The 14,693-nt window shown below is 54.4% G+C and carries 26 protein-coding genes; all 26 read right to left on the bottom strand.

What is annotated here, in order from left to right; all coding sequences use genetic code 11:
* Positions 1-6 precede the first annotated feature (6 nt).
* On the bottom strand, positions 7-363 hold the full coding sequence (gene rpsM / locus MEB48_RS17840; protein WP_003186020.1) for a 30S ribosomal protein S13: 357 nt from the start codon (positions 361-363) through the stop codon (positions 7-9).
* Positions 364-493: 130 nt separating this feature from the next.
* Positions 494-610 (bottom strand): 50S ribosomal protein L36, encoded by a 117-nt coding sequence (rpmJ, locus tag MEB48_RS17835; protein WP_002555468.1) that lies wholly within the window; start codon positions 608-610, stop codon positions 494-496.
* Positions 611-637: 27 nt separating this feature from the next.
* On the bottom strand, positions 638-1,966 hold the full coding sequence (gene secY / locus MEB48_RS17830) for a preprotein translocase subunit SecY (RefSeq protein ID WP_007896784.1): 1,329 nt from the start codon (positions 1,964-1,966) through the stop codon (positions 638-640).
* Positions 1,967-2,404 (bottom strand): 50S ribosomal protein L15, encoded by a 438-nt coding sequence (gene rplO / locus MEB48_RS17825; RefSeq protein ID WP_134103401.1) that lies wholly within the window; start codon positions 2,402-2,404, stop codon positions 1,967-1,969. It abuts the gene before it with no gap.
* A 3-nt stretch (positions 2,405-2,407) separates the two neighbouring features.
* Positions 2,408-2,584 carry a 50S ribosomal protein L30 gene (rpmD, locus tag MEB48_RS17820; RefSeq protein WP_003186033.1) on the bottom strand — a complete coding sequence of 59 codons (177 nt, stop codon included), beginning with the start codon at positions 2,582-2,584 and terminating at the stop codon, positions 2,408-2,410.
* Between the two features lie 2 nt (positions 2,585-2,586).
* Positions 2,587-3,087, bottom strand: coding sequence for a 30S ribosomal protein S5 (gene rpsE / locus MEB48_RS17815; RefSeq protein WP_003186035.1), 501 nt, complete (start codon positions 3,085-3,087; stop codon positions 2,587-2,589).
* A 3-nt stretch (positions 3,088-3,090) separates the two neighbouring features.
* Positions 3,091-3,441: a 50S ribosomal protein L18 gene (gene rplR, locus MEB48_RS17810; RefSeq protein WP_003186037.1), complete on the bottom strand. Its 351-nt coding sequence runs from the start codon at positions 3,439-3,441 to the stop codon at positions 3,091-3,093.
* A gap of 10 nt (positions 3,442-3,451) precedes the next feature.
* Positions 3,452-3,985, bottom strand: coding sequence for a 50S ribosomal protein L6 (gene rplF / locus MEB48_RS17805; protein WP_003176412.1), 534 nt, complete (start codon positions 3,983-3,985; stop codon positions 3,452-3,454).
* A 12-nt stretch (positions 3,986-3,997) separates the two neighbouring features.
* Positions 3,998-4,390 (bottom strand): 30S ribosomal protein S8, encoded by a 393-nt coding sequence (rpsH, locus tag MEB48_RS17800; RefSeq protein ID WP_003186040.1) that lies wholly within the window; start codon positions 4,388-4,390, stop codon positions 3,998-4,000.
* 210 nt (positions 4,391-4,600) lie between these two features.
* Positions 4,601-4,906 carry a 30S ribosomal protein S14 gene (gene rpsN, locus MEB48_RS17795; protein ID WP_003176414.1) on the bottom strand — a complete coding sequence of 102 codons (306 nt, stop codon included), beginning with the start codon at positions 4,904-4,906 and terminating at the stop codon, positions 4,601-4,603.
* A gap of 13 nt (positions 4,907-4,919) precedes the next feature.
* Positions 4,920-5,459, bottom strand: coding sequence for a 50S ribosomal protein L5 (gene rplE, locus MEB48_RS17790; RefSeq protein WP_003210069.1), 540 nt, complete (start codon positions 5,457-5,459; stop codon positions 4,920-4,922).
* A 22-nt stretch (positions 5,460-5,481) separates the two neighbouring features.
* Positions 5,482-5,796, bottom strand: coding sequence for a 50S ribosomal protein L24 (rplX, locus tag MEB48_RS17785; RefSeq protein ID WP_003176416.1), 315 nt, complete (start codon positions 5,794-5,796; stop codon positions 5,482-5,484).
* A gap of 11 nt (positions 5,797-5,807) precedes the next feature.
* On the bottom strand, positions 5,808-6,176 hold the full coding sequence (rplN, locus tag MEB48_RS17780; protein ID WP_002555479.1) for a 50S ribosomal protein L14: 369 nt from the start codon (positions 6,174-6,176) through the stop codon (positions 5,808-5,810).
* Between the two features lie 23 nt (positions 6,177-6,199).
* Complete coding sequence (rpsQ, locus tag MEB48_RS17775; RefSeq protein ID WP_003176419.1) at positions 6,200-6,466, bottom strand: 30S ribosomal protein S17; 267 nt, start codon at positions 6,464-6,466, stop codon at positions 6,200-6,202.
* Positions 6,467-6,468: 2 nt separating this feature from the next.
* Complete coding sequence (gene rpmC, locus MEB48_RS17770; RefSeq protein ID WP_002555481.1) at positions 6,469-6,660, bottom strand: 50S ribosomal protein L29; 192 nt, start codon at positions 6,658-6,660, stop codon at positions 6,469-6,471.
* Entirely contained in the window at positions 6,660-7,073 is a 414-nt protein-coding gene (gene rplP, locus MEB48_RS17765) for a 50S ribosomal protein L16 (protein WP_019409905.1), read from the bottom strand. The genes rpmC and rplP overlap by 1 nt, the downstream gene beginning before the upstream one ends.
* A 12-nt stretch (positions 7,074-7,085) precedes the next feature.
* A complete protein-coding gene (rpsC, locus tag MEB48_RS17760; protein ID WP_003176422.1) occupies positions 7,086-7,772 on the bottom strand; it encodes a 30S ribosomal protein S3 in 687 nt (228 codons plus the stop codon).
* 13 nt (positions 7,773-7,785) lie between these two features.
* Entirely contained in the window at positions 7,786-8,118 is a 333-nt protein-coding gene (rplV, locus tag MEB48_RS17755; protein WP_003103908.1) for a 50S ribosomal protein L22, read from the bottom strand.
* Positions 8,119-8,129: 11 nt separating this feature from the next.
* Complete coding sequence (gene rpsS, locus MEB48_RS17750) at positions 8,130-8,405, bottom strand: 30S ribosomal protein S19 (RefSeq protein WP_002555486.1); 276 nt, start codon at positions 8,403-8,405, stop codon at positions 8,130-8,132.
* Between the two features lie 16 nt (positions 8,406-8,421).
* Entirely contained in the window at positions 8,422-9,246 is an 825-nt protein-coding gene (gene rplB / locus MEB48_RS17745; protein WP_003176423.1) for a 50S ribosomal protein L2, read from the bottom strand.
* Positions 9,247-9,260: 14 nt separating this feature from the next.
* Positions 9,261-9,560, bottom strand: a complete 300-nt coding sequence (gene rplW / locus MEB48_RS17740; protein ID WP_002555488.1) for a 50S ribosomal protein L23 — start codon at positions 9,558-9,560, stop codon at positions 9,261-9,263.
* The gene (gene rplD / locus MEB48_RS17735) at positions 9,557-10,159 is read right to left on the bottom strand and encodes a 50S ribosomal protein L4 (protein ID WP_003228735.1); all 603 of its coding nucleotides are present in this window, start codon (positions 10,157-10,159) and stop codon (positions 9,557-9,559) included. Before rplD ends, rplW begins: the two co-directional genes overlap by 4 nt.
* 12 nt (positions 10,160-10,171) lie before the next feature.
* The gene (gene rplC, locus MEB48_RS17730) at positions 10,172-10,807 is read right to left on the bottom strand and encodes a 50S ribosomal protein L3 (RefSeq protein ID WP_003186059.1); all 636 of its coding nucleotides are present in this window, start codon (positions 10,805-10,807) and stop codon (positions 10,172-10,174) included.
* Between the two features lie 80 nt (positions 10,808-10,887).
* Positions 10,888-11,199, bottom strand: a complete 312-nt coding sequence (gene rpsJ / locus MEB48_RS17725; RefSeq protein ID WP_003186070.1) for a 30S ribosomal protein S10 — start codon at positions 11,197-11,199, stop codon at positions 10,888-10,890.
* A gap of 157 nt (positions 11,200-11,356) precedes the next feature.
* Positions 11,357-12,550, bottom strand: coding sequence for an elongation factor Tu (tuf, locus tag MEB48_RS17720; protein ID WP_237885332.1), 1,194 nt, complete (start codon positions 12,548-12,550; stop codon positions 11,357-11,359).
* A gap of 31 nt (positions 12,551-12,581) precedes the next feature.
* The gene (gene fusA, locus MEB48_RS17715) at positions 12,582-14,687 is read right to left on the bottom strand and encodes an elongation factor G (protein ID WP_030131211.1); all 2,106 of its coding nucleotides are present in this window, start codon (positions 14,685-14,687) and stop codon (positions 12,582-12,584) included.
* Between the last annotated feature and the right edge of the window lie 6 nt (positions 14,688-14,693).

The following is a 14,693-nucleotide window of genomic DNA, read 5'->3' as shown; positions in this document are numbered from 1 at the left end:
GGGCGATTACTTGCGGATCGGCTTACGCGGACCTTTACGGGTACGCGCGTTAGTCTTGGTACGCTGACCGCGCACTGGAAGACCACGACGATGACGCAGACCGCGATAGCAACCGAGGTCCATCAAACGCTTGATTTTCATGTTGATTTCGCGACGCAGGTCACCTTCAGTGGTGAACTTCGCCACTTCGCCACGCAGCTGTTCAATCTGCTCGTCGCTCAGATCTTTGATCTTTGCGGCTGGGTTTACCCCAGTCACTGCACAAATTTTCTGTGCAGTAGTGCGACCAACACCATAGATGTAGGTCAGCGAGATAACAGTATGCTTGTTATCTGGAATGTTAACGCCTGCAATACGGGCCATTCAGTGGGACTCCAATTGACAGCTACCTACGCCCCGGAAGCCAAGAAATAGGGCGCGAGATAATATCGCTGTAATAACAAATAATCAACCCGGCAGCGCACTAGCTGCCGGGCTTGAAGCACAATCACACTCAGCCTTGGCGCTGTTTGTGACGCGGTTCCGCGCTGCAAATTACTCGAACAACACCTTCGCGGCGAATAATTTTGCAGTTACGGCACAGCTTTTTCACCGATGCACGAACTTTCATCACCAACTCCTCGAACCTTATGGGTACTCAGCGCAACATGCCGCTGCCGTAACCCTTCAGGTTGGCTTTCTTCATCAGGGATTCGTACTGGTGCGAAACGAGGTGCGATTGTACTTGGGACATGAAGTCCATCACAACCACGACGACGATCAGCAACGAGGTCCCGCCAAGGTAGAACGGAACGTTTGCTGCAACCACCAGAAACTGGGGCAACAAGCACACGGCCGTCATATATAGAGCACCGAACAGGGTCAAACGAGTCAGAACGCCATCAATGTAGCGCGCAGACTGCTCACCCGGACGGATGCCCGGAATAAAGGCACCGGACTTCTTCAGGTTTTCCGCTACGTCTTTCGGATTGAACATCAACGCCGTATAGAAGAAGCAGAAGAAAATAATCCCTGCACTAAACAGCAGAATATTCAACGGCTGACCAGGAGCGATCGACTGCGAGATGTCCTGCAGCCAGCCCATACCTTCAGACTGACCAAACCAGGTACCCAGCGAAGCCGGAAACAGCAAAATGCTGCTCGCGAAAATGGCCGGAATAACACCGGCCATATTCACCTTCAGCGGCAAGTGGCTAGTCTGCGCAGCAAAGACCTTGCGGCCCTGCTGACGCTTGGCGTAATGAACAGCAATACGACGCTGACCACGCTCAATGAACACCACGAAACCGATAATCGCTACTGCCAGCAAACCGATGGCAACCAGGGCAAAAATGTTGATGTCACCCTGACGTGCAGACTCGAAAGACTGCCCAATTGCTCTCGGAAGACCGGCGACGATACCTGCGAAAATCAACATCGAGATACCGTTGCCAACACCACGCTCAGTAATCTGCTCACCCAGCCACATCATGAACATCGCACCAGCCACAAACGTGGATACCGCGACGAAATGGAAGCCAAAGTCACCAGTGAACGCAACACCCTGCCCTGCCAGACCAATGGACATGCCAATTGCCTGAACGAGAGCGAGGACGACAGTGCCGTAGCGGGTGTACTGGGCGATCTTGCGACGACCAGCTTCACCTTCCTTCTTCAACTGCTCCAGCTGCGGGCTGACGGCGGTCATCAGCTGCATGATGATCGATGCCGAAATGTACGGCATGATCCCCAGTGCAAAGATGCTCATCCGCTCCAGCGCGCCGCCGGAAAACATGTTGAACAAGCTAAGAATGGTCCCCTCATTCTGTCGAAACAGGTCCGCGAGTCGGTCCGGGTTGATACCTGGAACCGGGATGTGTGCGCCTATTCGATAGACGATAATCGCCAAGAATAGAAAACGCAGACGAGCCCATAGTTCAGACATACCGCCTTTGCCGAGCGCAGAGAGAGCACCTTGCTTAGCCATTTATTCCTCGAACTTGCCGCCAGCTGCTTCGATAGCCGCACGCGCACCTTTGGTGGCGCCGATTCCCTTTCCGATGGTGACAGCGCGAGCAACTTCGCCGGACAGCATGATTTTCACACGCTGAACGTTGACGTTGATCACGTTGGCATCTTTCAGGGACTGCACGGTGACGATGTCGCCTTCCACTTTAGCCAGCTCGGACAAACGCACTTCTGCGCGATCCATTGCTTTCAGGGAAACGAAACCGAACTTCGGCAGGCGACGATGCAGCGGCTGTTGACCGCCTTCAAAGCCTGGAGCAATGGTGCCACCGGAGCGGGAGGACTGACCTTTGTGGCCACGGCCACCGGTCTTGCCCAAACCACTACCGATACCACGGCCCGGACGATGCTTTTCGCGACGGGAACCCGGCGCTGGACTCAGATCATTGAGTTTCATCGATTAACCCTCGACACGCAGCATGTAGTAAGCCTTGTTGATCATCCCGCGGTTCTCGGGAGTATCAAGTACTTCTACAGTGTGACCGATGCGACGCAGACCCAGACCCTTAACGCACAGTTTGTGGTTAGGGATGCGGCCGGTCATGCTTTTGATCAGCGTAACTTTAACGGTAGCCATGATCAGAAGATCTCCTTGACGCTTTTGCCACGCTTGGCGGCAATGGATTCAGGAGACTGCATAGCTTTCAAACCTTTGAAAGTGGCGTGAACCACGTTTACCGGGTTAGTCGAGCCGTAGCACTTGGCCAGAACGTTCTGAACGCCAGCAACTTCGAGAACAGCACGCATAGCGCCGCCAGCGATGATACCGGTACCTTCAGAAGCCGGCTGCATGTACACCTTCGAAGCGCCATGGGCGGACTTCATTGCGTACTGCAGAGTGGTGCCGTTCAGATCAACCTGGATCATGTTGCGGCGAGCAGCTTCCATTGCCTTCTGGATCGCAGCAGGCACTTCACGCGACTTGCCACGGCCGAAGCCAACACGCCCTTTACCATCACCAACCACGGTCAACGCGGTGAAAGTGAAGATACGGCCGCCTTTAACGGTTTTGGCTACGCGGTTAACTTGAACCAGCTTCTCGATGTAGCCTTCGTCGCGCTTTTGGTCGTTATTTGACATAACTTAGAACTCCAGCCCAGCTTCACGAGCAGCATCAGCCAGCGCCTTGACGCGGCCGTGGTACTTGAAGCCAGAGCGGTCGAAAGCCACCTGCGAGACGCCAGCGGCTTTAGCACGCGTAGCGACCAGCTGGCCAACCTTAGTGGCCGCGTCGATGTTGCCAGTGGCGCCATCACGCAGTTCTTTATCCAAAGTCGAGGCACTTGCCAGGACTTTGTTGCCGTCGGCCGAAATGACCTGGGCGTAGATGTGCTGCGACGAGCGGAACACGCAGAGACGCACGACTTCGAGTTCGTGCATTTTCAGGCGTGCTTTGCGAGCGCGACGCAGTCGAGTAACTTTTTTGTCGGTCATTTGCTATGCCCTACTTCTTCTTGGCTTCTTTACGACGGACGACTTCGTCCGCGTAGCGCACACCTTTGCCTTTGTACGGCTCTGGTGGACGGAAGTCGCGGATCTCGGCGGCCACTTGACCTACCAGCTGCTTATCGATGCCCTTGATCAGGATATCGGTCTGGCTAGGAGTCTCAGCGGTGATGCCTTCCGGCAGTTCATAATCCACTGGGTGCGAGAAGCCAAGAGCCAGGTTCAGCACTGTGCCTTTTGCTTGCGCTTTGTAACCAACACCGACCAGCTGGAGCTTGCGCTCGAAGCCTTGGCTTACGCCTTGGACCATGTTGTTAACCAACGCACGAGTGGTACCAGCCATTGCGCGAGTTTGTTGATCGCCATTGCGAGCAGCGAAACGCAGCTCACCAGCTTCTTCAACAATCTCAACGGACGAATGGATGTTCAGTTCAAGAGTACCCTTGGCACCCTTCACCGAAAGCTGTTGGCCTGCGAATTTGACTTCGACACCGGCTGGCAGCTTAACGGGGTTCTTAGCGACGCGTGACATGCTTATCCCCCCTTAGAACACAGTGCAAAGAACTTCGCCGCCGACACCGGCAGCGCGCGCAGCACGATCCGTCATCACACCTTTGTTGGTGGAGACGATAGACACACCGAGACCGCCACGAACTTTTGGCAGATCATCGACGGACTTGTACTGACGCAGGCCTGGACGGCTAACGCGCTTCACTTCTTCGATGACTGGACGGCCTTCGAAGTACTTCAGCTCGATGGACAGCAGTGGTTTGATTTCGCTGCTGATCTGATAACCCGCAATGTAACCTTCGTCCTTCAGGACTTTGGCAACAGCTACCTTCAAAGTAGAAGATGGCATGCTTACGACGGACTTTTCAGCCATCTGGGCATTACGGATTCGAGTTAGCATGTCCGCTAACGGGTCCTGCATACTCATGGGCTAGACGCTCCTAATACACAAAAAATTAGCCTTGCGGCTATTACGTGTCGCCGAGTACATCCGCGCAAAAAAAGCACGGGCTCAGGCGAGCCGGGTATTCTAGACACACCCCACAAATGAATCAAGCCCCAATAGGGGCTTGATTCATTTTCAAGGTCACCGGTGGTCAGGATCTTGCGATCCCGAACACCGAGACTTTGATAGTGCTTACCAGCTGGCTTTAACCAGACCAGGTACGTCACCACGCATTGCCGCTTCACGCAGTTTGTTACGGCCGAGGCCGAACTTGCGGTAAACGCCATGTGGACGACCGGTCAGGCGGCAGCGGTTACGCATGCGCGAGGCGCTTGCGTCACGTGGCTGCTTCTGCAGAGCTACTGTAGCTTCCCAACGCGCTTCTGGACTTGCGTTCAGATCAACGATGATAGCTTTCAGTGCTGCACGCTTCTTGGCGTACTTGGCAACCGTGAGCTGACGCTTCAGCTCGCGGTTTTTCATGCTCATCTTGGCCATGGTCCTACTCCAATCAGTTGCGGAACGGGAATTTGAACGCACGCAGCAGAGCGCGGCCTTCATCATCGTTCTTGGCAGTGGTGGTCAGGGTGATGTCCAGACCGCGGAGAGCATCGATCTTGTCGTAGTCGATTTCCGGGAAGATGATCTGCTCTTTAACGCCCATGCTGTAGTTACCACGACCATCGAAGGACTTGGCATTCAGGCCGCGGAAGTCGCGAACCCGAGGCAGGGAGATCGACAGCAGACGATCCAGGAACTCGTACATACGCTCACGGCGCAGGGTCACTTTGACGCCGATCGGCCAACCTTCACGGACTTTAAAGCCAGCGATGGATTTCCGAGCGTAGGTCACAACGACTTTCTGGCCGGTGATCTTTTCCAGGTCAGCAACAGCGTGCTCGATGACTTTTTTGTCGCCGATCGCTTCGCCCAGACCCATGTTCAGGGTGATTTTGGTAACGCGCGGAACTTCCATCACGTTCGAAAGCTTAAGTTCTTCCTTAAGTTTCGGTGCGATTTCCTTCCGGTAAATCTCTTTTAGTCGTGCCATGGTCTCATCTACCTAGCAGTGTTCAAGCATCAACCGCTTTTTGGGTCGACTTGAAGACACGAATTTTCTTGCCGTCTTCTACTTTGAAACCAACGCGGTCAGCCTTGTTGGTTTCGCCGTTGAAAATGGCGACGTTAGAAGCATCCAGTGGAGCCTCTTTTTCGACGATACCGCCCTGCACGCCCGACATCGGGTTAGGCTTGGTATGACGCTTGACCAGGTTCAGACCGCCAATAACCAAACGGTTGTTAGCGAGAACCTTAAGCACCTTACCGCGCTTACCTTTGTCTTTGCCGGCGATCACGATGATCTCGTCGTCACGACGAATCTTTTGCATGTCGGATCTCCTTACAGCACTTCTGGGGCGAGCGAGACGATCTTCATGAACTTCTCAGTACGAAGTTCACGGGTCACTGGCCCAAAGATACGGGTGCCGATCGGCTCTTGCTTGTTGTTCAGAAGAACAGCAGCGTTGCCATCAAAGCGGATAATGGAGCCATCAGCACGACGTACGCCGTGACGAGTGCGGACCACAACAGCAGTCATCACTTGGCCTTTTTTCACTTTACCGCGAGGAATTGCTTCCTTGACGGTAACTTTGATGATGTCACCGATACCAGCGTAACGACGATGGGAGCCACCCAGCACCTTGATGCACATAACACGGCGAGCGCCGCTGTTATCGGCCACATCGAGCATGGATTGAGTCTGAATCATATAATTTCTCCGACCCCTAGTCCTTAGACTTCCACAGCGCGTTCGAGAACATCAACCAGCGCCCAAGACTTGGTCTTGGCCAAAGGACGAGTTTCACGAATAGTGACTTTGTCGCCGATGTGGCACTGATTGGTTTCGTCGTGCGCGTGCAGCTTAGTCGAACGCTTAACGTATTTACCGTAGATCGGGTGCTTAACGCGACGCTCGATCAGAACGGTGATGGTTTTGTCCATCTTGTCGCTGACAACACGGCCAGTCAGCGTACGGACAGTTTTTTCGGCTTCAGCCATGATTACTTACCTGCCTGCTGGTTGAGCACAGTCTTCACGCGAGCGATGTCACGCTTAACTTGCGAGAGCAGATGAGACTGCCCCAACTGGCCAGTTGCTTTCTGCATACGCAGATTGAACTGGTCGCGCAGCAAGCCGAGCAGTTGCTCGTTCAGCTGCTGTGCGGATTTTTCACGAAGTTCATTCGCTTTCATCACATCACCGTCCGTTTAACAAAGGAGGTGGCGAGCGGCAGCTTTGCAGCAGCCAGGGCGAAAGCCTCACGCGCCAGCTCTTCAGAAACACCCTCGATTTCATACAGGACTTTGCCTGGCTGAATCTGGGCAACCCAGTACTCCACGTTACCCTTACCTTTACCCATCCGAACTTCGAGTGGCTTTTTGGAAATAGGCTTGTCCGGGAATACACGGATCCAGATCTTGCCACCACGTTTTACGTGACGGGTCAGAGCACGACGCGCTGACTCGATCTGACGAGCGGTGAGACGACCACGAGCTACAGACTTCAGCGCATACTCGCCGAAGCTGACTTTGCTACCGCGCAATGCCAGGCCACGGTTGTGACCAGTCATTTGCTTGCGGAACTTCGTACGCTTTGGTTGCAACATTTGGCGTACCCCTTACTTAGCAGCTTTTTTACGAGGCGCTGGTGCTTGTGGTTTCAGTTCTTCTTGGCGACCACCAATTACTTCGCCTTTGAAGATCCAAACCTTTACACCGATCACACCGTAAGTGGTGTGAGCTTCGTAGTTGGCATAGTCGATGTCGGCACGCAGGGTGTGCAGTGGCACACGACCTTCGCGATACCATTCAGTACGTGCGATTTCAGCACCGCCGAGACGACCGCTCACTTGGATTTTGATGCCTTTGGCACCAATGCGCATGGCGTTCTGAACAGCGCGCTTCATAGCGCGACGGAACATTACGCGACGCTCCAGCTGCTGAGCTACGCTCTGCGCAACCAGCATACCGTCGAGTTCCGGCTTGCGGATCTCTTCGATATTGATGTGCACAGGCACACCCATTTGCTTGGTCAGGTCCTGACGCAGTTTCTCAACATCTTCACCTTTCTTCCCGATAACGATACCTGGACGAGCGGTGTGGATGGTGATACGTGCAGTCTGAGCCGGACGATGGATATCGATACGGCTGACGGACGCGCTTTTTAGTTTGTCTTGGAGATACTCACGCACCTTCAGATCAGCGAACAAGTAGTCCGCATAAGTCCGACCGTCTGCGTACCAGACGGAGGTGTGCTCCTTGACGATTCCCAGGCGAATGCCAATGGGATGTACTTTCTGACCCATCTCTTCGACTCCGTTACTTGTCAGCAACCTTGACAGTGATATGGCAAGACCGCTTGACGATGCGATCAGCACGGCCTTTGGCACGCGGCATGATGCGCTTCAGCGAACGCCCTTCGTTGACGAAAACGGTGCTGACCTTCAGGTCATCAACGTCTGCGCCTTCGTTATGCTCGGCGTTGGCTACGGCCGACTCCAGCACTTTCTTCATGATCTCGGCGGCTTTCTTACTGCTGAAAGCCAACAGGTTGAGCGCTTCGCCCACCTTCTTCCCGCGGATCTGGTCGGCGACCAAGCGGGCTTTCTGGGCGGAGATTCGAGCGCCCGACAACTTAGCGGCTACTTCCATTTCCTAACCCCTTAACGCTTGGCTTTCTTGTCTGCCACGTGCCCACGATAAGTGCGGGTACCGGCGAACTCGCCCAGTTTGTGGCCGACCATGTCTTCGTTAACGAGAACTGGGACGTGTTGACGACCGTTGTGTACTGCGATGGTCAGACCGACCATTTGTGGCAGGATCATCGAACGGCGCGACCAGGTTTTAACTGGTTTGCGATCGTTCTTTTCCGCCGCCACTTCGATCTTCTTCAGTAGGTGAAGATCGATAAAAGGACCTTTTTTCAGAGAACGTGGCACTGTCGTATCCCTCTATTTACTTGCGACGACGGACGATCATTTTGTCGGTACGCTTATTACCACGAGTCTTCGCGCCCTTAGTCGGGAAGCCCCATGGCGATACCGGATGACGACCACCAGAGGTACGACCTTCACCACCACCATGTGGGTGGTCAACCGGGTTCATGGCAACACCACGAACGGTTGGGCGAACGCCACGCCAGCGTTTGGCACCAGCTTTACCCAGCGAACGCAGGCTGTGCTCGGAGTTCGAGACTTCACCCAGGGTCGCACGGCATTCAGCCAGCACTTTACGCATCTCACCAGAACGCAGACGCAGGGTCACGTAGACACCTTCACGAGCGATCAGCTGAGCCGAAGCACCAGCGGAACGAGCGATTTGCGCGCCTTTACCTGGCTTCAATTCGATGCCGTGTACGGTGCTACCAACTGGAATGTTACGCAGTTGCAGAGCGTTGCCCGGCTTGATCGGCGCCAAAGCACCTGCGATCAGCTGGTCACCAGCACTCACGCCTTTAGGGGCGATGATGTAGCGACGCTCGCCATCTGCGTACAGCAGCAGAGCGATGTGAGCAGTACGGTTTGGATCGTATTCAATACGCTCGACAGTGGCAGAGATGCCATCTTTGTCGTTGCGACGGAAATCGACCAGACGATAATGCTGCTTATGGCCACCACCAATGTGACGAGTGGTAATACGACCATTGTTGTTACGACCACCAGTCTTCGATTTTTTCTCGAGCAGCGGTGCGTGAGGAGCGCCTTTATGCAGCTCCTGGTTGACCACCTTGACCACAAAACGGCGGCCAGGGGAAGTCGGTTTGCATTTAACGATTGCCATGATGCACCCCTTCCTTACTCAGCACTGCTGCTGAAATCGAGATCTTGGCCTGGTTGAAGGGAGATAACTGCCTTCTTCCAGTCATTACGCTTGCCCAGACCGCGAGCAGTGCGCTTGCTCTTACCCAGAACATTCAGGGTAGTAACACGCTCTACTTTCACGCTGAACAGGCTTTCGACGGCCTTCTTGATTTCCAGCTTGGTTGCATCAGTAGCAACCTTGAAAACGAACTGGCCTTTCTTGTCTGCCAGAACCGTAGCCTTCTCGGAAACGTGCGGGCCAAGCAGAACTTTAAATACGCGTTCCTGGTTCATCCCAGCAGCTCCTCGAATTTCTTCACGGCCGACACGGTGATCAACACCTTGTCGTATGCGATCAGACTAACTGGATCGGAACCTTGCACGTCACGTACATCTACGTGTGGCAGGTTACGAGCAGCCAGGTACAGGTTCTGATCAACAGCGTCCGACACGATCAGAACGTCGGTCAGGCTCATGTTGTTCAGCTTGCCCAGCAGGTCTTTGGTTTTCGGCGTTTCAACGGCGAAATCCTGAACCACAACCAGACGATCAGTACGCACCAGCTCAGCAAGAATGGAACGCATTGCTGCGCGATACATCTTCTTGTTCAGCTTCTGGGAGTGATCCTGAGGACGAGCTGCGAAAGTGGTACCGCCGCCACGCCAGATTGGGCTACGGATAGTACCGGCACGAGCACGGCCAGTACCTTTCTGACGCCATGGACGCTTACCGCCACCACGAACGTCGGAACGGGTCTTTTGCTGCTTGCTACCCTGACGGCCGCCGGCCATGTAGGCCACGACTGCTTGGTGAACCAGCGTCTCGTTGAATTCGCCGCCAAATGTCAGTTCGGAAACTTCGATCGCTTGAGCGTCATTTACATTTAATTGCATGTCAGCTTCCCCTTAACCGCGAGCCTTGGCTGCTGGACGTACAACCAAGTTGCCGCCAGTAGCGCCAGGAACAGCGCCCTTGACCAACAACAGATTGCGTTCAGCGTCCACGCGCACTACTTCGAGGGACTGCACGGTCACGCGCTCAGCGCCCATATGACCGGACATTTTTTTGCCCTTGAATACACGACCAGGAGTCTGGCACTGGCCGATAGAGCCTGGAACGCGGTGGGATACGGAGTTACCGTGGGTATTATCTTGCCCGCGGAAATTCCAACGCTTGATCGTACCCTGGAAGCCTTTACCTTTGGACTGACCGGTTACATCAACCAGTTGACCAGCGGCGAAGATTTCAGCGTTGATCAGATCGCCGGCCTGGTACTCGCCTTCTTCAAGACGGAATTCCATTACGGTACGACCAGCGGCAACGTTCGCTTTAGCGAAGTGGCCAGCCTGAGCTGCTGTTACACGCGAAGCACGACGCTCGCCGACAGTGACTTGCACTGCACGATAGCCATCGGTCTCTTCAGTTTTGAACTGGGTGACGCGATTCGGCTCGATCTCAATGACCGTGACCGGAATGGAGACACCTTCTTCGGTGAAAATACGGGTCATACCGCATTTACGACCGACTACACCAATAGTCATGTTGTAAACCTCATGAGTGTACGGGGCTTTCACCCGCTATGGCCGCCCATTTCAGAGCGTTACACGACTAAGACCGAGTCTTAGCCGAGGCTGATCTGCACTTCCACACCGGCCGCAAGATCAAGCTTCATAAGAGCATCAACGGTTTTATCCGTTGGCTGGACGATGTCCAGAACGCGCTTATGAGTACGGATCTCGTACTGGTCACGCGCGTCTTTGTTGACGTGCGGGGAGACCAGAACGGTGAACCGCTCTTTACGGGTAGGCAGTGGAATTGGACCACGCACTTGAGCACCAGTACGTTTCGCGGTTTCCACGATTTCCTGGGTGGATTGGTCGATCAGGCGATGGTCAAAAGCCTTCAACCTGATACGGATTTGCTGATTTTGCATTGGATTTCAGACTCCGGCTGCTATTCCCACCGAGCGCAATACGCCCGTTAAAAGGAGGCGCAATTCTATAGACGCCCCAGATAGGTGTCAACCCAATAAAAAAGCCCCCGCTGAGCGGGGGCTTTTTCAAAGCATCGAAGCTATCTCAACAAAGAGATCACTCGATGATTTTGGCTACGACGCCAGCGCCGACGGTACGACCGCCTTCACGGATAGCGAAACGCAGACCATCTTCCATCGCGATGGTTTTGATCAGGGTAACAGTCATCTGAATGTTGTCACCTGGCATTACCATTTCAACGCCTTCTGGCAGCTCGCAGTTACCAGTCACGTCAGTAGTACGGAAGTAGAACTGTGGACGGTAGCCTTTGAAGAACGGAGTGTGACGACCGCCTTCTTCCTTGCTCAGAACGTAAACTTCTGCGGTGAACTTGGTGTGCGGCTTAACCGAACCCGGCTTAACCAGAACCTGACCACGCTCAACGTCGTCACGCTTGGTGCCACGCAGCAGAACGCCGCAGTTCTCGCCAGCACGACCTTCGTCGAGCAGTTTGCGGAACATCTCAACACCGGTGCAGGTGGTGACAGTGGTATCACGCAGACCAACGATTTCCAGTGGGTCCTGAACGCGAACGATACCGCGCTCGATACGACCAGTCACAACAGTGCCGCGACCGGAGATCGAGAACACGTCTTCGATTGGCATCAGGAACGGCTTGTCGATAGCACGCTCTGGCTCTGGGATGTAGCTGTCCAGAGTTTCAACCAGCTTCTTGACAGCAGTGGTGCCCATCTCGTTTTCATCGTTGCCTTCCAGCGCCATACGGGCCGAACCAATGATGATTGGAGTGTCGTCACCTGGGAAGTCGTAAGTGCTCAGTAGATCGCGCACTTCCATCTCAACCAGTTCCAGCAGCTCAGCGTCGTCTACCAGGTCAGCCTTGTTCAGGAAAACCACGATGTACGGAACGCCTACCTGACGGGACAGCAGGATGTGCTCACGGGTTTGTGGCATCGGACCATCAGCGGCCGAGCAAACCAGGATCGCGCCGTCCATCTGGGCAGCACCGGTGATCATGTTCTTCACATAGTCAGCGTGACCTGGGCAGTCAACGTGAGCGTAGTGACGAATGCTCGAGTTGTACTCAACGTGCGCGGTGTTGATGGTGATACCGCGAGCTTTCTCTTCTGGTGCGCTGTCGATCTTGTCGAAGTCAACACGAGCCGAACCGAAAACTTCGGAGCAGACGCGAGTCAGAGCAGCAGTCAGAGTGGTTTTACCGTGGTCAACGTGACCGATGGTGCCAACGTTGACGTGCGGAAGGGAACGATCAAATTTTTCTTTAGCCACGACAATTAACTCCTAGCCTAAAGGGGCTGAATCAGCCTTGTTTTTTGGTAACAGTTTCGACGATGTGCGACGGAGCTGTATTGTATTTTTTGAATTCCATAGAGTAGCTTGCGCGACCCTGGGACATCGAACGAACGTCGGTCGCATAACCGAACATCTCGCCCAACGGAACTTCAGCACGGATCACCTTACCGGAGACCGTATCTTCCATACCCAGAATCATGCCGCGACGACGGTTAAGGTCGCCCATCACGTCACCCATATAGTCTTCAGGCGTAACAACCTCTACCGCCATGATCGGCTCAAGCAGCTCACCACCACCCTTCTGGGCCAGTTGCTTGGTCGCCATGGAAGCAGCCACCTTGAACGCCATCTCGTTCGAGTCGACGTCGTGGTAGGAACCATCAAACACGGTAGCCTTCAGGCCGATCAGCGGATAGCCGGCAACAACACCGTTCTTCATCTGCTCTTCGATACCCTTCTGGATAGCCGGGATGTATTCCTTAGGAACCACACCACCCACTACTTCGTTCACGAATTGCAGACCTTCCTGACCTTCGTCAGCAGGAGCAAAACGGATCCAGCAGTGACCGAACTGGCCACGACCGCCGGACTGACGAACGAACTTGCCTTCGATTTCACAGTTCTTCGTGATGCGCTCACGATAGGAAACCTGAGGCTTACCGATGTTGGCTTCGACGTTGAACTCACGGCGCATCCGGTCAACCAGGATGTCCAGGTGCAACTCGCCCATGCCGGAGATGATCGTCTGACCAGTCTCTTCATCAGTTTTGACGCGGAAAGACGGGTCTTCCTGAGCAAGCTTGCCCAGAGCGATACCCATTTTTTCCTGGTCATCCTTGGTCTTTGGCTCAACGGCAACCGAAATAACCGGCTCCGGGAAGTCCATGCGAACCAGGATGATTGGCTTGTCAGCGTTGCACAAAGTCTCACCAGTGGTGACATCCTTCATGCCGATCAAGGCCGCGATGTCGCCAGCGCGCACTTCCTTGATCTCTTCACGGGCGTTTGCGTGCATTTGCACCATACGACCCACGCGCTCTTTCTTGCCTTTGACCGAGTTGATCACGCCGTCGCCGGAGGCCAACACGCCCGAGTAAACGCGGACGAAGGTCAAGGTACCCACAAATGGGTCGGTAGCGATCTTGAACGCCAGAGCCGAGAACGGCTCGTTGTCGTCTGCATGACGCTCCATCTGCTTTTCCTCGTCATCCGGGTCAGTACCCTTGATGGCAGGAATATCAGTTGGTGCAGGCAGGTAGTCGATAACAGCGTCGAGAACCAGGGGAACACCCTTGTTCTTGAAGGAAGAACCGCAAACAGCCAGAACGATCTCACCAGCGATAGTACGCTGACGCAGAGCGGCCTTGATTTCCTCGATGGTGAGTTCTTCACCTTCAAGGTACTTGTTCATCAGCTCTTCGCTGGCTTCGGCCGCAGCCTCAACCATGTTGCTGCGCCACTCTTCAGCCAGCTCCTGCAACTCAGCAGGGATAGCTTCTCGACGTGGAGTCATGCCCTTGTCGGCATCGTTCCAGTAAACCGCTTCCATGGTCATCAGATCGATCTGACCCTGGAAGTTGTCTTCGGAACCGATAGCCAACTGGATAGGCACCGGGGTGTGACCCAGGCGCTGCTTGATCTGAGCGATCACGCGCAGGAAGTTTGCACCGGCACGGTCCATCTTGTTCACGTAAACGATACGTGGAACACCGTACTTGTTGGCTTGACGCCATACGGTTTCGGACTGCGGCTCAACGCCCGAAGTACCACAGAACACAACGACAGCGCCGTCGAGTACACGCAGGGAACGTTCAACTTCAATAGTGAAGTCTACGTGACCGGGAGTATCGATGACGTTGAAGCGGTATTGGTCCTTGTGCTGCTTCGCAGAACCCTGCCAGAAGGCGGTAATAGCAGCAGAAGTAATGGTAATACCACGCTCCTGCTCCTGCACCATCCAGTCTGTGGTCGCGGCGCCGTCATGCACCTCGCCCATCTTGTGACTTTTGCCAGTGTAAAAAAGGACGCGCTCGGTGGTGGTGGTTTTACCAGCATCCACGTGAGCAACGATACCAATGTTACGGTAGCGGTTAATCGGTGTAGTACGAGCCATAAAGCC

The organism is Pseudomonas sp. PGPR40, assembly GCF_022014505.1.
In the GTDB taxonomy this organism is placed as follows: Bacteria; Pseudomonadota; Gammaproteobacteria; order Pseudomonadales; family Pseudomonadaceae; genus Aquipseudomonas.
The sequence above is the reverse complement of the archived record's forward strand: the minus strand, read 5'-3'. Positions and strand labels throughout refer to the sequence as shown.

Excerpts from the sequence above, each read along its gene's own strand:
- rplN (WP_002555479.1), bottom strand. The coding sequence starts at position 6,176 with ATGATTCAGACTCAATCCATGCTCGATGTGGCCGATAACAGCGGCGCT.
- rpsH (WP_003186040.1), bottom strand. The coding sequence starts at position 4,390 with ATGAGTATGCAGGACCCGTTAGCGGACATGCTAACTCGAATCCGTAAT.
- rplB (WP_003176423.1), bottom strand. The coding sequence starts at position 9,246 with ATGGCAATCGTTAAATGCAAACCGACTTCCCCTGGCCGCCGTTTTGTG.
- rplP (WP_019409905.1), bottom strand. The coding sequence starts at position 7,073 with ATGTTGCAACCAAAGCGTACGAAGTTCCGCAAGCAAATGACTGGTCAC.
- rplW (WP_002555488.1), bottom strand. The coding sequence starts at position 9,560 with ATGAACCAGGAACGCGTATTTAAAGTTCTGCTTGGCCCGCACGTTTCC.
- rpsN (WP_003176414.1), bottom strand. The coding sequence starts at position 4,906 with ATGGCCAAGATGAGCATGAAAAACCGCGAGCTGAAGCGTCAGCTCACG.
- rplX (WP_003176416.1), bottom strand. The coding sequence starts at position 5,796 with ATGCAAAAGATTCGTCGTGACGACGAGATCATCGTGATCGCCGGCAAA.
- fusA (WP_030131211.1), bottom strand. The coding sequence starts at position 14,687 with ATGGCTCGTACTACACCGATTAACCGCTACCGTAACATTGGTATCGTT.
- rplO (WP_134103401.1), bottom strand. The coding sequence starts at position 2,404 with ATGAAACTCAATGATCTGAGTCCAGCGCCGGGTTCCCGTCGCGAAAAG.
- rpmD (WP_003186033.1), bottom strand. The coding sequence starts at position 2,584 with ATGGCTACCGTTAAAGTTACGCTGATCAAAAGCATGACCGGCCGCATC.
- rpsE (WP_003186035.1), bottom strand. The coding sequence starts at position 3,087 with ATGTCAAATAACGACCAAAAGCGCGACGAAGGCTACATCGAGAAGCTG.
- rplD (WP_003228735.1), bottom strand. The coding sequence starts at position 10,159 with ATGCAATTAAATGTAAATGACGCTCAAGCGATCGAAGTTTCCGAACTG.
- rpsQ (WP_003176419.1), bottom strand. The coding sequence starts at position 6,466 with ATGGCTGAAGCCGAAAAAACTGTCCGTACGCTGACTGGCCGTGTTGTC.
- rpmC (WP_002555481.1), bottom strand. The coding sequence starts at position 6,660 with ATGAAAGCGAATGAACTTCGTGAAAAATCCGCACAGCAGCTGAACGAG.
- rpsM (WP_003186020.1), bottom strand. The coding sequence starts at position 363 with ATGGCCCGTATTGCAGGCGTTAACATTCCAGATAACAAGCATACTGTT.
- rpsJ (WP_003186070.1), bottom strand. The coding sequence starts at position 11,199 with ATGCAAAATCAGCAAATCCGTATCAGGTTGAAGGCTTTTGACCATCGC.
- rplR (WP_003186037.1), bottom strand. The coding sequence starts at position 3,441 with ATGACCGACAAAAAAGTTACTCGACTGCGTCGCGCTCGCAAAGCACGC.
- rplV (WP_003103908.1), bottom strand. The coding sequence starts at position 8,118 with ATGGAAGTAGCCGCTAAGTTGTCGGGCGCTCGAATCTCCGCCCAGAAA.
- secY (WP_007896784.1), bottom strand. The coding sequence starts at position 1,966 with ATGGCTAAGCAAGGTGCTCTCTCTGCGCTCGGCAAAGGCGGTATGTCT.
- rplF (WP_003176412.1), bottom strand. The coding sequence starts at position 3,985 with ATGTCACGCGTCGCTAAGAACCCCGTTAAGCTGCCAGCCGGTGTCGAA.
- rpmJ (WP_002555468.1), bottom strand. The coding sequence starts at position 610 with ATGAAAGTTCGTGCATCGGTGAAAAAGCTGTGCCGTAACTGCAAAATT.
- rplC (WP_003186059.1), bottom strand. The coding sequence starts at position 10,807 with ATGACTATTGGTGTAGTCGGTCGTAAATGCGGTATGACCCGTATTTTC.
- rplE (WP_003210069.1), bottom strand. The coding sequence starts at position 5,459 with ATGGCACGACTAAAAGAGATTTACCGGAAGGAAATCGCACCGAAACTT.
- rpsC (WP_003176422.1), bottom strand. The coding sequence starts at position 7,772 with ATGGGTCAGAAAGTACATCCCATTGGCATTCGCCTGGGAATCGTCAAG.